The 425-nt window shown below is 50.8% G+C and carries 1 protein-coding gene; it reads left to right on the top strand.

The window, feature by feature from the left end; genetic code table 11:
* On the top strand, positions 1–283 hold a 283-nt coding region (locus RV1423_RS28250; RefSeq protein WP_034303983.1), incomplete at its 5' end, for a hypothetical protein.
* Between the last annotated feature and the right edge of the window lie 142 nt (positions 284–425).

Consider the following 425-nt stretch of genomic DNA (forward strand, 5'->3'; position numbering starts at 1 on the left):
CAAGATGAGATTGCTTGCAGCGTCCGTGACCTTCGCGCTACCGTTGAAAAAGACTAACAGCGAGGAGTTTTTAATGGATGCCATTAGTGCCAAGTGTGGCCATTTGAAGCGTAGACTAAAGAGAAACGAACGACTAACAGGCGAGCTTCTGGAGTTCGCGTTGGATGTCGCTTGGGATGAAGAGATCGCACGTAAGCTCATCGCAGGTGAGACGCTCACCGACTACGAGCGCCACATCATGGTCGACGTCGTCTTGTTGCACGTCCGGCTCGCCCCTCGCTGAAGGATGGGCCTGTACATAATTTTGTGTAAACGGACTATTGGCAGGAAACTGTCGCCTTGTCTGGAGCCACAATGAGTAAGAAGAAACACGACGTACCAGAAGAACTACTGGCTGGATTGCTAGCCAATTACAAGAATCCCGA

It is taken from the genome of Herbaspirillum sp. RV1423 (genome assembly GCF_000577615.1).
Classification (GTDB): Bacteria; Pseudomonadota; Gammaproteobacteria; order Burkholderiales; family Burkholderiaceae_D; genus Herbaspirillum.